Consider the following 15,607-nt stretch of genomic DNA (forward strand, 5'->3'; position numbering starts at 1 on the left):
TTCACACGTGCGGGTGGAAGGGGCTCTCATGCGTTGGGTTTACGTGGTCACTCATCCGCAGGCCACTCATCATGTGGACGGTCTCGTCGGTGGTTGGTACGACTCGGAGCTGACGGCGGGTGGTCGTTCGGATGCGCTGCTCATTGCTGAGCGCCTGCGTGAGTTGATTCCGGGGGGCGTTGCTCCGTCGCTGTTCGTGTCGGATCTGGTGCGCACGGTTCAGACGGCGGGCCCGATCACCGACGTCTTCGGCATCGAGCCGATTGTCCTGCCGGGCCTGCGTGAGAAGTCGTACGGCGTCGCGGGAGGGCGACCGCAGGAATGGCTCGATGAGCGTTTCCGGACGCCGCCACGAGTCGGTGAGCGCCTGGATCACAGCGAAGGGATCGACGGGGGCGAAACCAAGCGAGAGTGGATCACTCGCGTGTACCGAGCTGTCGACCGAATCGAGGCGGACACAGCCGACCACCAGATTGTCGTCACTCACGGAGGCTCGATCAACTGGGTCATCGCGGGCTGGTTACGCCTGCCTATCGCGGCGTGCTCATACGCATCCTTCCGGGCGGGCCCCGGCAGTATCACAGTGCTGCACGAGGACGACTCCTTCCACAACCGCACGCTCCACACGCTCGGTGACCGCGGCCACCTGGCGCCGCCGATCGGGCCGTAGCCGCGCTGCGGGTCCTCGACGTTCGCGGCGCACCGGTGCACCCGTGGACCCCGTTCGACGCGCGAAACGAAGCGCTGTACACGGATCGACGGATGTCACCAGCTTCATGGATGGGCGTTGCGACAGCGATCGAGTGTAACCGGCAAGCAACTGAGGCGGTTTCGACTCTGCTTCCGACCGAGTGTTTCGGCTGTGGATCCGGGATATGCGGCGCGTCCTACGGCGAGCTCATCGCTCCTGACGGCTGGTGCAGTGGCGGCGGCAGTGGCCTGTCCGTGTCGTCGGTGCACGCCAGGCGCTCGAGCGCGTCTCGGGTGGAGCTGCCGGGTGCCGCGGTGTAGAACTCGACACGGTAGTCCGGAAGCGCTGGCTGGCTGAGCACGTGATAGGTGAGGTCGAGCCTGCCGACCTTCGGGTGATCGAGCGAGCGCTGTCCGTAGGTGCACTCGCGGACATTGCCGTTGGACCAGAACCGAGCGAAGTCGGGGCTGCGCATCGTGAGTTCGCCGATCAGCTCGGCGAGCAGGCGATCGTCGGGGTGCCTGCCACTGAGCATCCGTAGATAGGCGACGTGGGTGCGAGCGTAGTGCTCCCAGTCGGCCTCCTGTGCGCGTGTGTGTGGATCGAGGAAGAGCATGCGAGTCGTCGATGGGCGCCGCGTGGGGTCACGGGGAGCATCCGGGTCGAGATGGCCTCCCATGAGTCGGTGTCCGAGGTCGTTCCACGCGAGGATGTCATTTCGGCGCCCCAACAGCAGAGCCGGAACCTGCGGCATCGCATCCAGCAGATCCGACATGGGACGCGGTGCGTGCTCGACCTCGGGCAGTCGCTTCCCGAGCGTGGAGGCACGCGGACGGTTGAGGTCGCACAGGTGCAAGGTCTCGTCCGCGTCGAGCATGAGCACGCGGGCAAGCGCTGTCAGCACCTGCTCGGAGGCATTCGCGCTGGCGCCCTGCTCCAGTCGCGTGTAGTAGGCGACACTCACCCCCGCGAGGTGTGCCACTTCCTCGCGGCGCAGCCCTGGTACTCGTCGAGCAGCGAGTGTCGAGATGCCGTGCTGCTCCGGGGCTACACAGCCTCGTCGATTTCGCAGGAAGGCGCCGAGCCCACTCGGTTCCACCATGTGCTCGATTGTATTCGCGGGATCCGCGCCGGCACATCGATGAGGGTGACCCTGTCAGTGGTAGGCACCCGATTCGTACGACGAACACGTGTCTGGCCGACGCTGTTGTCCGAACGAAACATGGAGGGGCGGCCGCATTCAGGTTGCGTCTGCCTTCGAAAGGACCGTGCCCTGCAATGCCCATAGCCTTACTCGCGCTAGCTGTCGGTGCGTTTGCCATCGGCACCACCGAGTTCCTGACCAACGGACTGCTCTCGTCCCTCTCGGTCGAGTTCGGGATTTCGATCGCCGAAGCCGGATTCGTCACCACGTGGTATGCGACGGGACAAATGTGCGGGCCGTTACTGGCGCTGGCGCTCCTACGTCTGCCGACCAAGCGTGTGCTCGTAGTGCTCATGACGATTTTCGCGTTCGGAAACCTGCTGACAGCGCTCAGCCCAGGGTTCGAGGTCCTGCTGGCGAGCCGGTTCGCCACAGCCTGGTCGCATACGGCGTTCTTCGGCGTCGCGTCGGTCGCGGCTTCTCGCCTGGTGCCGATTCAGAAGCAGGGCAGCGCGATCGCGCTGGTGTTCACCGGCTTGACGCTGGCGATGGTGCTCGGCATGCCCCTGGGCACCCTGATCGGCCAGACCGCGGGATGGCGTGCGTCGTTCTTGGTGGTGACTGCGATCAGTGCAGTGAGTCTCGTCGGAGTCGTCGCGCTCGTGCCCGCCGACCGCCATCACGAACCCGCGAGCTATCGTGAGAGCCTGCGCCCCTTCACGAACCCGCGACTGTGGTTGGCGCTGAGCTCGACGGCAATCGGTTTCGGCGGACTGTTCGCCTCGTTCACCTACATCGAACCGCTGCTCACCGGCGTGACAGGATTCACGGCGAGCGATGTGATCTGGCTGCTCGGCATCTACGGGGTCGGTCTGGTGGTCGGAAACTGGGTCGCGGGCAAGGCGTCGGACCGCGCGCTCGTTCCGACGACCGTCTTCCTCCTGATCGCACTCGCCACCGCTCTCAGCGCTCTCGCCCTCGGAGCATCACATCCAGTGCTGGTGGTGCCGCTACTGTTCGTGCTCGGAGCGTGCGGGTTCGGGCTCTTGGCGCCTTTGCAGACATTCGTGCTGCGCTTCGCCGCGGCCGGATCACCTCTCGTCGGCACCGCCAACACCGCAGCGTTCGGTGCCGGGATCGCCGCAGGTTCGCTGCTCGGTAGCGCAGTCCTCAGTGCCTCAGGAAGTTTCACCACACTGGGCTTCGCAGCTGCCGGCATGACCCTTGCCGGACTCCTCGTCTACGTGATCGCAGTGCTCACTTCCCGTTCTTCCACCATCGGAACCGGCGCCTCGAACGTGGAGCGTGTAGCGCAACGATGAGAGCATCGGATCGCGGCGCATCGTGCGGTCCGGGCGTTGTCGCGTCCGTCAGGTAGAGCACGACCCACCCCGGAGCGATCGTTCCGTGACGAACGACTACTCGACCTGCGTCGGAGAAGTCGATCGCAGGTCGGTCGACATGGTGCAGTCGACGCGTACCGTGCCCGCCGCCGGTGTCGGCTCGGTATCGAGCGCGACAGGTCACTCCGCCATCACGCAGACGTACGCAACGAAACTCACACGACTGCCCGGACGATCAGGGTGAGCGAGACGCCGCCAGGGCGGGCGCGGCGAGTGACCGTTCCCGACGCGCCGGAAGGATCCGCGGGGGGACGTGCCCCGTACGTGACGGCGAGGATGGCGGACCTCCCTTCCTGGCGCGTGCGTGGGCGTCAGTTGTTTCGCTCGAACTGATACTTGACGTCCTTCGAGGACAACCGCGGTGGCTCTCGGCGGATCGCTTCCAGCGGCTGTTCGGTGTCGGGACCGACGGGTGTGTAGTCCCCGTAAGGCCCGGACGTGTGCCCTGCGATGAAGTCCCGGTTCTCGCGGTCGATGTCGGTGGGCCGTTCGACGGCCTGGAGTTCCAAGAGGGTCGTTCGCGAAGTTGCGGCGGGTCTGCTCGCCGGCGATCGGCGCGGTCGGGGGGCATCGAGACGAGTTGTGGGTCCCCGGCGTCCTCCCTCCGCGCACCAGAACCGAACTTGTATCCTGATACAACTTGTATCAATGTACAAATGTGTGAAGGTGAGTTGCCATGCGACCCATGACACGGGCAGAAGTGCGTGCCTCGATCGTGAACCTGGATCCGGCGCAGAGGAAGGTGCATCTACCGATGTGGTTCGACGAGGTGCGCTGGCATCGGATCGATTACCTCGGCTGGCGAGACCTGCGGGCGCCGATGCGGGTCTACCTGGTCGCCGACGTGGACGACGCGGCCTTCGGGGTCATGCTTCGGCAGAACCCGAATCAAGCCGCCCTGGGGTCCCGCGCAGTGATGTGTGACCTGTGCCGGTTCGCGCGGCGATTCAACGAGGTCTCCCTCTTCACCGCGCCACGCCCGTCCAAGGACAAGCGTCAGCGGCTGAGTACGCTGGGGCTTCACGTCTGTACCGATCTCGACTGCAGCGTGAATGTCCACAGCAAGCCGATCGTCGGACCACTCGACCCCCCGGCCGAGGAGACCATCGAGCGGCGCCGACAAGGGCTGCGGGAGCGAACAGTGACGTTCCTACGGTCGGTGTCGGATCTCGATCGAACTGCGCGATGGAGTGAATGATGGCGTATCTGGCACGTGCTGAGCGCCGACGGTCCATCGTCGAGGCGGCCGCCACGGTCGTGGCGAGGGACGGTCTCAGCGCCGTGACAGCGCGCACGGTTGCGGAGGAACTCGGCGGATCACAGGGGCAAATCCATCACCACTTCGCCTCGACCGACGAACTCGCCGCCGAGGCGTGGCGCCAGTATGCCGCGAGGGAGATCGAGGCCTACGAGGCGGAAGTCTGTGGCCTCGAACCGCTCGCGGCGCTGACGGACTTCTTTCAAGATCTGCTGGGCGAGACGGACGGTCACGCAATGGCCCGATGGGCCGAGGCGGCGGCGCACGCGCAGTTGCGCACGCCCGTCGCGGACAGCTACGTCGAGTCGCTCGCCCGGCTGACGGACGTGCTTGCGTCCGTCCTGCTTCGCGGTGACCTCGACGTGGCGCGGGCTCGGGAATCCGCAGGCCGACTTCTCATGCTCGCCGTCGGTCTCGCCGGGATCGCCCGTATCACCGACGATCCGCCCATTTCCCTACGCTCCGTCATGCTTTCGGCCATCCACGCGGAATGCGCTTGACGCTGTCGGGTGCATCCATCCTGTTGCGTCACGGGGCCGGTTGATGCACAGCGGACGAGATCGATTCGACCAGGGGTAGCGCCATGCCGATTCGCCATGTCGGCCTTGTTGGCTGAGAACACCGAGCACACGGGAAAGGTGTTGCATGAAGGATGACGGGTCGGTGCTGGACGCGTGCGTTGCAAACGACACAGCTGGTGCGGGAACGACTCGTGGGCGCGACGACTGGCAGGGGCGTGTTTTTCATTGTGTCCATTTTTCGGGCTCGTGGTAGCGCAGCACCCGCCGTGTCGGCGACGATAACGCTGGTGGTTGCCGTGTAGGTCACGGTCAGTGGGGAACCCGGCTGATTTCGGACAGTGAGATTCTTGGTCCTTCAGGCGCGGCGTTCGATTCGTGTCAGGTGGGCTCTACCTCGTTCGGGGTTCGATATCCAAGCGCCGAACCGCATCTCAAGATCTGTCATTTGTTCATCACTGTCGGCGGAACTACGCACGCCGTCAATCTGAGAGGGGATGCTCCTGTGGTCGGTCAAGCCGCCTGGGCAAGTGGCTCGTCAGCGGCGGCGCCGGGTAATGCGGGTACGCGCTCCACGACCGAATCGGCGAGTCGGACGCGAAGTTGGTCTTCGGTTCGGCCCGGGAGTTGCGCCACTTCAGCCACGATCCGTAGGTCGGGAGGAACACCAACTCGACGTCGTGGCCGGCGTACGACTCCGGGGCCGCCCGGATCCGGCCGCGCAAGCGCTCCCGCAACACCTTGAGCAGATCGTGCCGGGACCACCTCCCATCTCGGCTCGGAGACAGTCTGCAGCGCAACTCACCCGGAGCCGGGGATTACCCGGCCGACAATCCGTGACGAGCCACTAGAAACCCGCCCCGATCTCGATACTGCCGACCATCGTGCCGTCGGCGGCGTATCCGGTCAGGACCGGGCGGGAACTACCGGGTGCGGGCATCGGGAACCAGCCGAAGAAGCTGCCGTCCGCGAGGATCGTCGGTAGGCGGCGGCTCCGCTCACCAGCCACTCGACGACTGGCTGGAGACCGCCTGCCAACCGCCGCACGCGAACCCCTCGCGCAATACGACACGCCGACTCGCGGCGGGTCCTGATTCAATCACCAACTGGGGCCACCGACGGTTGACAGAGCCACCACAGGGAGAGTCACTCAGGAGCATCGCCCTACAACTGATCGAACGCGCACAGGTAGAGGTAGGACGCCCGAGGCGGGCGAACCGTGCCTATCTCCAGCCAGACCTCAGGCCAGGCCCCGGGCAGCGGAGCGCGGGCGCCGACGCCGCTCGCGGCTGAACCGTGCGATCACGGCGACGGCCGCTACCGCGGAAGCTGTGAAAACAGCACCCATAGTCCACGCCATCGCGGGATCTGCGACGGGTCCACCCGAGCGGGGAGGCATCACGACCATCTGAACGGCAGCACCGACCGGCACTGTCAATCCGGCCAGAAGGCCTACCATTCCCGAATCCCTAATGCTCGCACCCACCACACCGAGTATCGGCGCGAAGACCAGGGTGACGATCGCCCACAGCAGCAACTCGGGAACGTACAACGCCACCGGTTCCCCGCGGAGTACGGAATCGCATCCGTAGTACGCGCAGAGCGCCGCGACCAACGCAACGACACCGGCGGTTGCTGCCGTGGCCGTGTGGGTCGCCATGGCCCCCGCTGCAACAGCTAACGCCGCCCACGCCCACCCTGCGTTCAAGAGCAGTGTGGCAACTTCTGCAATCAATGCCCAAGCAGTGCCTTCGATCCGGCTTCCGACAGCGCCCACTGGCGAGGCAATCGCATTCATCGCAGAAGCTGCGGAACCGAACCCCAGGCCAAGTGCGAGTGCGCGGGCAATGCAGTTCGCGGTTCTCCCACCGCTCCTGGTTCTCACGCTGCGAGGATACGCACGACGCGGCTGGGCCGGGTCACGACCTCCTGTCGCAGAATTCGGTACACCTAAGCATATTGTTTGACAGCCCGGACTGAGGGTTGGATGGAGGCGTACACGTGCAAACAACGGCCAGGGATAACCAATCGACGATCGAAACCCTCGCCGCCCGCAGTGAACCGTCCTTGCATCCGATCACGTACCTGGTCGACCAATAGCGATCGGCCCCTTATGATTTAGCAATCAACCGCCCTCCCACCGGTGATCCTGGCGGCCGGCCGGCGAAGTCGCGGTGGCGGTATCCGTTGCGGGAGTTGATACGGTTCTCGGACCGCTGGCCGTAGCCGGCGCCGCACACCGCGTCGGCCTCCGCATTCATCAGGGCGTGGATGAGCGTGGACAACAACTCCCGCAGCAGGTCCGGTGAGTCGGTCGTTCAGGAACTGATGCAGGTCGATATCGTGGGCAGTGGTCATCGCGTGATCTTTCGTCGAGTCGACTTGGTAGGTCTCTCGAAGAACCACGCGGTGACCGTCTTTCACTCGGCTACGACACGCCGGCCATCTCATCCGGCTCCGGCTCGTACACCATCCTCATGGACGTACGGGCGCAGGATCTTCTTGTCGCCCGGCGGCAGTGCGGTCAGGAACTCGGCGAGCCATTCCATCGTCCGCTCGAGGTCGACGTCCAGGGAGGGGAGTGCGCCGGCGGAAACCAGGAGGTCGCGAAGGTAGTTGCGGTGCCTTGCATGGGTGACAGCGTCGAGGTCGGCGTGGTTGATGGGTGCGTCACCGGTGGCCATCCGTCTCAGGATCTCGAGGCCGTGGTTGCGGCGTATCCAGGTCAGCGTCGTCAAGGGTTCGTCGGTGTCGAGCGCATCCGGCGGAGCGGGGCGAGGGCCGGGTGCACCTCACCGGTTGCGTCGGAGAGTATCGCAGTGACGCGTTCGTCGAGGACGCACCGCGCGCAGCGGTGTCCGTGGGGGTGCTCCTCGCTTCCGCACTGCGAGCAAGCGAATCGTGGCGGTTGCCCTGCACACCCGGCGCGGACGTGCCACGAGTCGGTGTCGAGAAAAGCGAGGATCTTCGGTTTCTGACACGTGGGACAGGTTCGAGGTCTGGCACGCAGAGCCGCGTAGCCGGGGTGACAGATCGGGCCACCCAACAGAATCGCGGCCGCCGGCCGGGGGTGACCGCATTGACCACAGTCGGGGCTTGCGGGATGCGCAGCGGTGGCAGAGCACTCCGGACGGGGTCCGCGCCGCCGGCATCGCGAGGCGTTCACAGGATTGGCAGGTCTTGTGGTTGCGAGGATCTCGATTGGGCGTACGCCGATGCTGTCCGCAGCGATCGCAGGGCCGGGCAGCCGCGGCACCCTGCCAGGATCGGCAGACGCGGCGACCGTCGGTGAGCGTTGTGGACAAGCATCTTGGTCTGCCCGCACGCCTGGCAAGCAGGTGGCACCACCGCTGCTGATCCCGCCTGCTGCAAGGCCATGAGCCGCTGTGTGAGCTGCGGAAGCCGGGGGTCGCCCGAGGTCAGTGCGCCGGGATGGGCGTTGAGCAGGCCAGTTCGGTGGTCTGGAACAGACCCTTCAACGCCATCTGCTCGCGTAGGTGCCAGCGGGCCGACATCTTCTTGATCATTGGTCCTCTCCTTGCGATGTGTAGACGCGTTCCTACGCGCCGGCGAGCATCCGATTCTTGAAGTCGCTGCTCACCGAGGTGTAGATCGCGGTCGTGGAGGCGAACGAGTGGCGGAGGCAACGCAGGGTCAGTTCGGCGGGCAGGCCCACCTCGCGGCGCAGTTGACCGAATCTGCCATCGAGGTAGCGAATCGAAACACGGCTGCCTCGTTCGGTCACCCACAGTGCCGGATGAGCGCCGGGGTCGAAGCGGGGCCGAACCTCCTCCGCACAGTGCCTCAAACCATCTAGTGCCCAATCAAATTCAGGGACGGCGAGCACGGTGCGCCGACGAGGCGGCCCGCCCTTGACAGCTTTGCCGTACCGCACGTGCTATGACCCGTACCGCCCACGCCCTGTGTGAGGATTCGGTCGCAGATCGGCGATATCGAGTCATACGAGCTCCCGCCGGCGAAGCCCGAACGCGTAGGCGGTTTTCAGCATTTGCGCGTCCCGCACAGCGGCCAAGGCGCCCTTGCGGCCGGCGGTGACGATGCGTTCGACGCGGTCGTCGCAGTGATCGAACAGCGCCTGCCTTCGTCGTATGTCAGGGGTCGTCGCCCCGGCCTACCTTCGTACTCGCTCGGGTGCGCGACGGTGTTCCATTCGTGGCAGATCTGCGTCGGCGTCGCTCCGAATCGCTTCTCGCACTCAGTTGAATCCGGGCTGCGATTGTGGCTTCGGGCAGATGCTTCTCGGACGCGGGATCGACGAGTCTTTCCTCGACGAGGCGCTGCGGGCGGCCGTCTGGTACGACGCAATTGATGCCGTCACCCTGCTGCTGGACAGGGGCGCGAATCTCGACGAGATGTTCAGGGCGGCCAAGGGGCTCGACAAGAGTGCGCCTCGAAATGTTCCCCGACGCAACGGAGATCGCCGGGAACGTCGCCTTCATCGAGGGCAGCAGCCAGTAGCATCGAACCTCGATCGGCACGCAGGACGGAACCGGTGTATCCGTTAGTGGGTTTGAAGGAGCCATCGATCGATGGGTACTTCGATCAGCACTCGCGGACCATCTTGGGTCTCGTCGGCGGCGTCCCAGCCGTTGTACTTCTCCGCGAATAGCGCGATGAGATGTGGGAAGCACAGAATCGCCTGATGCATGAGGGCTCGCCCTTGCGCAACTTTGGGCCTGGCCCCCGATCCGTCGATGGCGAGTGATACTCGAGGATCGCGCTGGAGGTTCTTCACCTTCACATTCACGGTTGAGCTTGCGATCCAGAATGTCTCGCCGACCAACAAGAACCACGCCGGTGTCGTATGGGGTGAGCCATCTCGTCGCAGGGTTGTCAGCCACACACAAGGGGCATCCTCGATCGTCACACTGCTGACAGTAGATCCGCACCACGCAAATCATCGATGCCACGGTCTGGCGGGGTGCCAGGGGCAGAACCGAGCTGCTGCATATCGCCACCGATCGCCGCTGGAGAGGGCACCCACGTCAACCTGCACTGTGCCACGAACCGCTGGTACCGCTCGTTTGATAGAAGCGGGAGACCACCATCTGATGCTCCGATCCGACGAAGCTCTCCACAGGGAGGGGGCTCATCACGATGAACTCTCCAGGCCTGGGGGAAAGGCACTGAAAGCGCTGTTGAAGCCGGGCAACGTCGCGGGCCCTGCGCGGAGATCCACGGGGCAGACGAACTAGACCCGTTCCCGCTCCGCGGCGACAGCAACGGCCCGCTCGAAGGTGCGGACGAGCACGGCCCGACGCGCGACCTTGTAGTCGTCGTCCGGCTCGAGTTCGTCGATGTACCCGTCCCACACGCGCAGGTATCGGTCGCGCCAGTCGATCAGCGCTGTCGCCGACGGAAAGGTCGCACCGACCCGTCGCGTCTCGGCAATCTCGGTGAGGATCTCGAGCCAGGCCGGAACCATCTCCCCGCCCCACTCGTCCGGCTCCAGGCTCGAGTCGTCCTCGAACTCGGCGGTGATGTCGTCGACAATCCGGCCGGTCAACATTCCCAGCCCGTCCGCGACGGTGTCACTGTCGAAGTTTCCCGAACCCCAGACTCCCATACGCCCTCTCCCTACCGCTCGCGTCGATTGCCGGTCGAGCCTAAGGGTGCCCCAGGGAGAACCCGACAGGCATGGTCCTCGGGATGTAGGAGGCTGATCGTCGGCCGCATGAGACCGGAAGCTGGATCGCTTTCGCCGCCACGATTCTGGGGTTTCTCGAACTCGTTGTGGTGATCGTCCTTGCCATCCTGACGACGCGCTGGATCCGGTCTCCTTGACTGCGTGGCCGAGCCGGCGACACCATCGACTCGGATCATCCTGTTCGGGTGGCCGAATGCTGCCCGCCTCAGGCGGGTGGCCGTAGGGCCGCGAACTCGTCGGTCACACGCAGTCGGGTGTCGGTGAACCGGTAGAGGGCTGCCGGTCTGCCGCCGGTGCGCCCGGGTGGTGCCGTGTTGCCGGTCGCGACGATGACGCCACGTCGGGTCAGGACCCGTTGGAGATTCGTTGTGTCGACCTGGTAGCCGAGTGCGGCGCAGTAGATTTCGCGCAGCGTGGACATCGAGAACTCGTCGGGTGCGAGTGCGAACGCGATGTTTGTGTACGACAGCTTCGCGGCCAGTCGCGTCCGGGCGTGCTGGACGACCGTTCCGTGGTCGAACGACATCTCCGGCAGTGCGGAGACCGGATGCCATGCCGTGTCCGGTGGCAGCTGTGGATCGGCGGGCAGGGGGATCAGGCCCAGGTAGGTCGAGGCGATCCGGCGATCCCCGGGAACTCGGCGTGGGTCGCTGAACACCGACAGCTGTTCCAGATGGGCCACCTCTCGGACGTCGACCTTCTCGGCGAGCTGGCGTCCGGCCGACGTCTCGAGGTCCTCGTCGTCGCGCAGGGTTCCACCCGGCAACGACCATGTTCCCTTCTGTGGATCGAGCGCGCGTTGCCACAGCAGAACCATCAGTTCGTCCGAACGGCAGCCGCCACCCCCGTGATGGCCGTCACCTGCGGTGATGGTTTCCGGGGCGGGTCGAACCTGGAACACCGCGGTGAGTACTTCGTGGACGGTGCTACCATGTGGCATGTTTTCGATCCTAAGTCGAAAACCTCGATTTCGGAAATTCGGGCCAGCCCGCCCGGGTTGTAGTGACGGAGCTACGAACGAGCTTCGCGAAGAAGGAGTGGCCATGACGTCGACGTTGTGGGCGGGTGCAGGACAGATCGTGGACGGCCCCGGTGGGTACACCGGCGTCGCAGCCGGGCCCGAGTGGGCGGCCGAAGTGCGCCGCCTGGCGAAGGAACGCAACGCCACGATCCTGGCGCACAACTACCAGCTGCCCGAGATCCAGGACGTGGCCGACCACGTCGGTGACTCGCTGGCGCTTTCGCGCATCGCCGCCGAGGCGGAAGAGGGCACGATCGTGTTCTGCGGCGTGCACTTCATGGCCGAGACCGCCAAGATCCTCAGCCCCGAGAAGACGGTGCTGATCCCGGACGAGCGCGCCGGCTGCTCGCTCGCCGACTCCATCACCGCGGACCAACTCCGTGAGTGGAAGGCCGAGCACCCGGACGCGCTGGTGGTGTCGTACGTCAACACCACTGCCGAGGTGAAGGGTCTGACCGACATCTGCTGCACGTCGTCCAACGCGGTCGACGTCGTCGCGTCGATCGATCCCGACCGCGAGGTGCTGTTCCTCCCGGACCAGTTCCTCGGTGCCCACGTCAAGCGTGTGACCGGCCGCGAGAACATGCACATCTGGGCGGGCGAGTGCCACGTCCACGCCGGCATCAACGGCGACGAGCTCACCGCGAAGTCGAAGAGCCACCCGGACGCCGAACTGTTCGTGCACCCCGAGTGCGGCTGCGCCACGTCGGCGCTCTACCTCGCGGGCGAGGGCTTCGTGCCCGAGGACAAGGTCAAGATCCTCTCGACCGGCGGCATGCTCGACGCCGCCCGCGAGACCGGCGCCAAGCAGGTCCTCGTGGCGACCGAGGTCGGCATGCTGCACCAGCTGCGCAAGGCGGCGCCCGGTGTCGACTTCCAGGCCGTCAACGATCGTGCGTCGTGCCCGTACATGAAGATGATCACCGCCGCCGCGCTGCTGCGTTGCCTCGTCGAGGGCAAGGACGAGGTTCACGTCGCCCCCGACGTCGCCGAGAGAGCACGGAAGTCCGTGCAGCGCATGATCGAGATCGGGAACCCCGGCGGCGGAGAATAGTGGTCGCCGGACCCGGGGGTGACGGCGTCGTGTGGGAGGCGCGCGCAGATCTGGTCGTCGTCGGTGGTGGTGTCGCCGGGCTGACGGCCGCGCGGGTCGCGGCCGAGCGGGGACTCCGGGTTCTCGTGCTGAGCAAGGGCGGCCCGACCGACACCGCCACGCAGTATGCGCAGGGCGGGATCGCCATCGTGGGTGATCCTCGCACCGACTCGGTGGACTCCCACACCGGCGACACCTGCGTCGCCGGTGCGGGGCTGTGCGACGAGGCCGCCGTCCGCTCGATCGTCTCCGCGGGGCGGGAGGCGTTCGCCGCGCTCACCGCGCTGGGTGCGGTGTTCGACACGGGCTCCGACGGCGCCGTGTCGCGCACCCGCGAGGGCGGGCACAGCACCCGGCGCATCGTGCACGCGGGTGGCGACGCGACCGGCGCCGAGGTCCAGCGGGCACTGAATGCGGCCGGAATGCCGGTACTCTTCGGCGCCGCAGCGGCGCGCGTCACCACCGACCGTCGAGGCGTCACCGGTCTGATCGTGCTGTCGGACAGGGGGCTCGGTGTCATCCATGCCCCGGCCGTGGCTCTCGCGACCGGCGGCCTGGGGCAGCTGTACTCGTGCAGCACCAACCCGCCGGGTTCCACCGGCGACGGCATCGCGTTGGCGCTCGAGGTGGGCGCCGCCGTGGCCGATCTCGAGTTCGTCCAGTTCCACCCCACCGTCTTGTTCGCTCCGGGCGGCGTCGGCCGGCGGCCACTCATCAGTGAGGCGGTCCGTGGTGAAGGTGCGCGACTGGTGGACGCCGACGGGCGCTCGGTCACCGACGGCGTACACCCTCAGGGTGACCTGGCGCCGCGGGACGTCGTGTCCCGCGCCATCGCCCGACGGCTACGGGAGTCCGGCACCGATCACGTCTACCTCGACGCACGTCACCTGACCGGGTTCGCGACCCGGTTCCCGACGGTCACCGCATCGTGCCTCGCTGCGGGCATCGATCCGACCGAGCAGTTGATACCGGTGGCCCCGGCCGCGCACTACTCGTGCGGCGGTGTGGTCACCGACGTCCACGGACGCACCGAGGTACCGGGACTGTATGCGGCCGGAGAGGTGGCCCGCACAGGACTGCACGGCGCCAACCGGCTCGCGTCGAACAGCCTGCTCGAGGGGCTGGTCGTCGGCGAGCGGGTGGGTCTGGTGGCAGCCGAGCGTGCCGGCCTGTCCGTCGAGGCGGATGACCTGCTGCTGCCGTTCCGGCGACGCGCCCCGCGTGAGCGGGTGCAGGCTCTCATGACAGCGCACGCGTCGGTGGTGCGAGACGGCGACGGACTTTCCTCCGCGGCAGCCGAATTGGCGGACAGCGATGTCGCGGTGGCCGGAAACGGCGTAACCCTCGAAGACACCGCGCTCACGGTGGCGGCGTCGGCGCTCGTGCTGGCCGCGTCCGCGCGACGGGAGACCCGAGGATGCCACACCCGGATCGACTGCCCCGAGGCGTCCGACGAGTACCGCCGCAGCATCCCGATCCGTATCGGGCGGGACGGCGAACTCGAAGTATCCGAACTGCAATCGACAGGAGCACGATGACCACGCTGGAGCGACTCGATCCGCAGGAGACCCTGGCGTTGGTGCGTACCGCGCTCGACGAGGATCTGCGTTACGGCCCGGATATCACGTCGGTGGCGACGGTGCCGGAGGGCGCCGTCGCGACGGCGTCGGTGGTGACCAGGGCGGCCGGCACCGTGGCGGGCATCGACGTGGGCCTGACGGTGCTCGACGAGGTGATCGGAGCCGGAAACTACGAGATCCGTGATCGGGTCGCCGACGGCACCCGCGTCCAGCCCGGCGACGGGGTACTGACCGTCAGCGCCCCCACCCGTGGCCTGCTGACCGCGGAGCGGACGATGCTCAACCTCGTGTGTCACCTGTCCGGCATTGCCTCCGCCACGTCCGAGTGGGTCGATGCGGTCTCCGGGACCGAGTGCAAGATTCGCGACAGTCGCAAGACCCTGCCCGGACTGCGGGGGCTGCAGAAGTACGCGGTGCGGGTCGGCGGCGGCGTCAACCATCGGATGGGTCTGGGCGATGCCGCGCTCATCAAGGACAACCACGTCGCTGCCGCGGGTTCGGTCGTCGCCGCGTTGCGTGCAGTTCGTGCGGCGGCGCCCGACATCGAGTGCGAGGTCGAGGTCGACAACCTCACCCAGCTCGACGAAGTGCTGGCCGAGGGCGTCGACCTCGTGCTGCTGGACAACTTCCCGCTCTGGCAGACACAGATCGCAGTACAGCGCCGCGACACCCTCTCCCCGCGGACCCGGCTCGAGTCGTCGGGTGGGCTCACCCTCGACGTCGCGGCCGACTACGCCGCGACCGGCGTCGATTTCCTCGCGGTCGGTGTGCTCACGCATTCGGTGACCGTGTTGGATCTCGGTCTGGACATGTAGCGACGACTGCACGTCATTTCCTGTCGCGTTCCGCGTCCGGGTCATCGTCCGGACGCGGAACGAGGAAAGTGGTACTGCCGGTTACGGGTTGATCCCGCGGGCGGTGCGCCGATTGTCACGGCCAGGTCGAGAACCTGACGATCTGCACAATCCGCGGCTTACGCCCTCCCTCGGGCGGTAGAGTGCCGCCATGGCAACGCTGGGCCCCGATCTCGTCGGCGTGACACAGTGCCCACACTCGAGGCTTCTCGTGGATGGTGTGGTGGTGCACCGCAATTCGCGTTCCGGTGTCCATGGCGACGTTGTTTTCTCGTTCTGTCTCAGCGGCGCCGAGCCCGCGTGCGCCGATAGTTCGATCCTTGCGTCCTACCTCACAGTTGATCTTGATCGTTGCTTTTGTGGCCGATTTGTCTGGT

15 protein-coding genes and 1 pseudogene are annotated in these 15,607 nt (G+C 66.2%); 7 read left to right on the top strand and 9 right to left on the bottom strand.

The features are described from left to right. Positions 1-28 precede the first annotated feature (28 nt). Entirely contained in the window at positions 29-670 is a 642-nt protein-coding gene (locus AC1RIF_RS23945; protein ID WP_492603875.1) for a histidine phosphatase family protein, read from the top strand. A 217-nt stretch (positions 671-887) separates the two neighbouring features. Here AC1RIF_RS23945 and AC1RIF_RS23950 read toward each other — a convergent pair whose 3' ends face one another. Further along, the gene (locus tag AC1RIF_RS23950) at positions 888-1,793 is read right to left on the bottom strand and encodes a helix-turn-helix domain-containing protein (protein WP_492603876.1); all 906 of its coding nucleotides are present in this window, start codon (positions 1,791-1,793) and stop codon (positions 888-890) included. 176 nt (positions 1,794-1,969) lie between these two features. On the opposite strand from AC1RIF_RS23950, the gene AC1RIF_RS23955 reads away from it, so the two are divergent. From AC1RIF_RS23955 to AC1RIF_RS23965, 3 genes are all read left to right on the top strand, one after another. Beyond that, positions 1,970-3,157 (top strand): MFS transporter, encoded by a 1,188-nt coding sequence (locus AC1RIF_RS23955; protein WP_492603877.1) that lies wholly within the window; start codon positions 1,970-1,972, stop codon positions 3,155-3,157. A 766-nt stretch (positions 3,158-3,923) separates the two neighbouring features. Then, complete coding sequence (locus tag AC1RIF_RS23960) at positions 3,924-4,436, top strand: FBP domain-containing protein (protein WP_492603878.1); 513 nt, start codon at positions 3,924-3,926, stop codon at positions 4,434-4,436. After that, entirely contained in the window at positions 4,436-4,996 is a 561-nt protein-coding gene (locus AC1RIF_RS23965) for a TetR/AcrR family transcriptional regulator (RefSeq protein ID WP_492603879.1), read from the top strand. Before AC1RIF_RS23960 ends, AC1RIF_RS23965 begins: the two co-directional genes overlap by 1 nt. A gap of 865 nt (positions 4,997-5,861) precedes the next feature. Here the strand turns inward: AC1RIF_RS23965 and AC1RIF_RS23970 are convergent. From AC1RIF_RS23970 to AC1RIF_RS24005, 8 genes and pseudogenes are all read right to left on the bottom strand, one after another. Beyond that, entirely contained in the window at positions 5,862-6,023 is a 162-nt protein-coding gene (locus AC1RIF_RS23970; RefSeq protein WP_492603880.1) for a hypothetical protein, read from the bottom strand. Positions 6,024-6,254: 231 nt separating this feature from the next. Then, positions 6,255-6,674, bottom strand: coding sequence for a hypothetical protein (locus tag AC1RIF_RS23975; RefSeq protein ID WP_492603881.1), 420 nt, complete (start codon positions 6,672-6,674; stop codon positions 6,255-6,257). 496 nt (positions 6,675-7,170) lie between these two features. Then, positions 7,171-7,372 (bottom strand): annotated as a pseudogene (locus tag AC1RIF_RS23980) (transposase); the annotation flags it as partial. Between the two features lie 89 nt (positions 7,373-7,461). Next, a complete protein-coding gene (locus tag AC1RIF_RS23985) occupies positions 7,462-7,752 on the bottom strand; it encodes a hypothetical protein (RefSeq protein ID WP_492603882.1) in 291 nt (96 codons plus the stop codon). 821 nt (positions 7,753-8,573) lie between these two features. After that, positions 8,574-8,759 (bottom strand): hypothetical protein, encoded by a 186-nt coding sequence (locus tag AC1RIF_RS23990; RefSeq protein WP_492603883.1) that lies wholly within the window; start codon positions 8,757-8,759, stop codon positions 8,574-8,576. A 777-nt stretch (positions 8,760-9,536) separates the two neighbouring features. Then, complete coding sequence (locus AC1RIF_RS23995; RefSeq protein ID WP_492603884.1) at positions 9,537-9,902, bottom strand: nitroreductase/quinone reductase family protein; 366 nt, start codon at positions 9,900-9,902, stop codon at positions 9,537-9,539. A 324-nt stretch (positions 9,903-10,226) separates the two neighbouring features. After that, positions 10,227-10,601: a DUF4259 domain-containing protein gene (locus AC1RIF_RS24000; RefSeq protein ID WP_492603885.1), complete on the bottom strand. Its 375-nt coding sequence runs from the start codon at positions 10,599-10,601 to the stop codon at positions 10,227-10,229. Positions 10,602-10,887: 286 nt separating this feature from the next. Continuing rightward, on the bottom strand, positions 10,888-11,622 hold the full coding sequence (locus tag AC1RIF_RS24005) for an NUDIX hydrolase (RefSeq protein ID WP_492603886.1): 735 nt from the start codon (positions 11,620-11,622) through the stop codon (positions 10,888-10,890). Between the two features lie 103 nt (positions 11,623-11,725). Between AC1RIF_RS24005 and nadA the strand changes: the two genes are divergently transcribed. Genes nadA through nadC form a run of 3 tightly spaced genes read left to right on the top strand, consistent with a single transcriptional unit; the run spans position 11,726 to position 15,191 of the window. Then, a complete protein-coding gene (gene nadA, locus AC1RIF_RS24010; protein WP_492603887.1) occupies positions 11,726-12,757 on the top strand; it encodes a quinolinate synthase NadA in 1,032 nt (343 codons plus the stop codon). Continuing rightward, positions 12,757-14,334 (top strand): L-aspartate oxidase, encoded by a 1,578-nt coding sequence (locus AC1RIF_RS24015; RefSeq protein WP_492603888.1) that lies wholly within the window; start codon positions 12,757-12,759, stop codon positions 14,332-14,334. Before nadA ends, AC1RIF_RS24015 begins: the two co-directional genes overlap by 1 nt. Further along, positions 14,331-15,191: a carboxylating nicotinate-nucleotide diphosphorylase gene (gene nadC, locus AC1RIF_RS24020; protein ID WP_492603889.1), complete on the top strand. Its 861-nt coding sequence runs from the start codon at positions 14,331-14,333 to the stop codon at positions 15,189-15,191. Before AC1RIF_RS24015 ends, nadC begins: the two co-directional genes overlap by 4 nt. Positions 15,192-15,607 lie beyond the last annotated feature (416 nt).

Source organism: Prescottella sp. GW823-FHT02E09 (genome assembly GCF_058797375.1).

Coding starts and splice junctions, on each gene's coding strand:
- nadA (WP_492603887.1), top strand. CDS start 11,726: ATGACGTCGACGTTGTGGGCGGGTGCAGGACAGATCGTGGACGGCCCC.
- nadC (WP_492603889.1), top strand. CDS start 14,331: ATGACCACGCTGGAGCGACTCGATCCGCAGGAGACCCTGGCGTTGGTG.
- AC1RIF_RS23955 (WP_492603877.1), top strand. CDS start 1,970: ATGCCCATAGCCTTACTCGCGCTAGCTGTCGGTGCGTTTGCCATCGGC.
- AC1RIF_RS23945 (WP_492603875.1), top strand. CDS start 29: ATGCGTTGGGTTTACGTGGTCACTCATCCGCAGGCCACTCATCATGTG.
- AC1RIF_RS24000 (WP_492603885.1), bottom strand. CDS start 10,601: ATGGGAGTCTGGGGTTCGGGAAACTTCGACAGTGACACCGTCGCGGAC.
- AC1RIF_RS23965 (WP_492603879.1), top strand. CDS start 4,436: ATGGCGTATCTGGCACGTGCTGAGCGCCGACGGTCCATCGTCGAGGCG.
- AC1RIF_RS23975 (WP_492603881.1), bottom strand. CDS start 6,674: ATGGCGACCCACACGGCCACGGCAGCAACCGCCGGTGTCGTTGCGTTG.
- AC1RIF_RS23950 (WP_492603876.1), bottom strand. CDS start 1,793: ATGGTGGAACCGAGTGGGCTCGGCGCCTTCCTGCGAAATCGACGAGGC.
- AC1RIF_RS23960 (WP_492603878.1), top strand. CDS start 3,924: ATGACACGGGCAGAAGTGCGTGCCTCGATCGTGAACCTGGATCCGGCG.
- AC1RIF_RS24005 (WP_492603886.1), bottom strand. CDS start 11,622: ATGCCACATGGTAGCACCGTCCACGAAGTACTCACCGCGGTGTTCCAG.